We start from the raw sequence: 1,540 nt of genomic DNA, 5'->3' as shown, positions 1-1,540 counted from the left end.
CGGGCCGAGCCACGCCCCCGGCACGCCGCGCGGCGCGGCCGCCGGACAGAGTCCCCCCCCGGANAGCGACCCGCCGGACCATGCCCCGCCGGAGGGGGCCGCCGGGGACGGCGCGGCGCAAGGCGCTGCCGGCAGCCACGCCCAGGAGCCAGAGCCAGAGCCGGAGCCGGGCCCCGCACGGCCCGGGGCCGCGCCGCGCCCCGCCCCCGAGGAGGCCCCCCCGGCCCCCGCCCAGGCGGTGATGCCGGCCCCGCCCGAGCCCTTCGGCGCGCCGCCGGTGGGCGGTTTCCACATCGCCGACCTGCTGGTGACGCTGCGGCTGCGCTGGAAACCGCTGGCCCTGGCCTTCCTGCTGCCGGTGGCGCTGGGCTTCGCCGGCGCCGTGCTGGCCCCCACCCGCTACACCGCCGAGAGCGTGCTGCTGGCCCAGACCACCCGCGAATCGGCGGGCGCCACCGACGTCACCGGCTTCGGCCCCAATGTCGTCGCCGTCGAGATGCTGAAGGTGACGCGCGCCGAGCTGGAGATCCTGCGCAGCACCGCCGTGCTGGAGGAGGCGCTGCGCCGCGCCGGCCCGGGCGGCATCTTCACCGATGCGGAGCTGACCGGCGAGAAGGCGGTCGAGGCGCTGCAGCGCGCGCTGAAGACCGAGGCCGACACCGCCAGCACCATCATGCGCGTCAGCCTGACCCTGCCCGACCGGGAGCGCGCGCTGCGCGGCCTGCAGGCGCTGGTCGCCGCCTATCTCGACCGGCGCGACCAGATGTATGCCGATGAGAGCGCCCGCCTGCTGAACGCCGAGCTGGAGCGCTACGGCCAGCGCATCCGCGCGCTGGAGGCGCAGATCCGCCAGGTGCAGGCGGAGAATGGCGTGCTCGACATCGCCCAGGACATCACGCTCGCCGCCTCGCGCCGCGAGGAGCTGGCGCGGCGGGAGAACGCGCTGCGCGAGCAGCAGGCCAATGTCGAGGCGCAGCGCGGCGCCGCCGAGGCGGCGCTGGCCGCGCAGCCCGGCCGCGTCTTCGCCTCCAGCGAGGCCACCAACCTGGTGCCGGGCGATGATTCGCGCGGCCAGCTGGCCCGGCTGCTGCAGGAGCGCGAGCGCATGGCGGGCCAGTACACCGCCGAATATCCCGGGCTGCGCGAGCTGGACCAGCGCATCGCGGCGCTGCGCGGCGCCATGCGGGAGAATGCGCGCACCACCTTCTCGACCACGCGGGAGGTGCGCAACCCGAATGTCGAGATGCTGAGCCAGCGCGTCGTCGCGCTGCGGCTGGAGGGCGAGGCGCTGGAGAGCCAGCTGGCCGAGCTGTCGCGCCAGCGGCAGGAGGCCGAGCGGCGCGGCGCCGCCCTGCTGGCGGCCGAGCAGTGGCTGCGGGCGCTCGGCCGCGAGCGCGAGGGGCTGGAGGCGGTGAACCGCCAGCTGATCACCCGCGAGGCCGGCAGCCGCATCGGCGAGGAGGCGCGCCGCCAGGGCCGCCCCGGCGTGGTGGTGGTGCAGCCGCCGGCCGCGCCGCTGGACGGGCGCAGCCTGCGCAAG

Annotated in this window: 1 protein-coding gene; it reads left to right on the top strand. The window is 77.1% G+C overall.

Features of this window, described 5'->3' with window-relative positions:
• Nucleotides 1-241: 241 nt before the first annotated feature.
• Nucleotides 242-1,540 (top strand): GumC family protein (locus tag HMPREF0731_RS19330; RefSeq protein WP_040614083.1); only part of this gene is annotated, 1,299 nt, incomplete at its 3' end.

Source organism: Pseudoroseomonas cervicalis ATCC 49957 (assembly GCF_000164635.1).
Lineage (GTDB): Bacteria > Pseudomonadota > Alphaproteobacteria > Acetobacterales > Acetobacteraceae > Pseudoroseomonas > Pseudoroseomonas cervicalis.
Note: the sequence above shows the minus strand (reverse complement) of the source record. Positions and strands in the feature narration are given on the sequence as shown.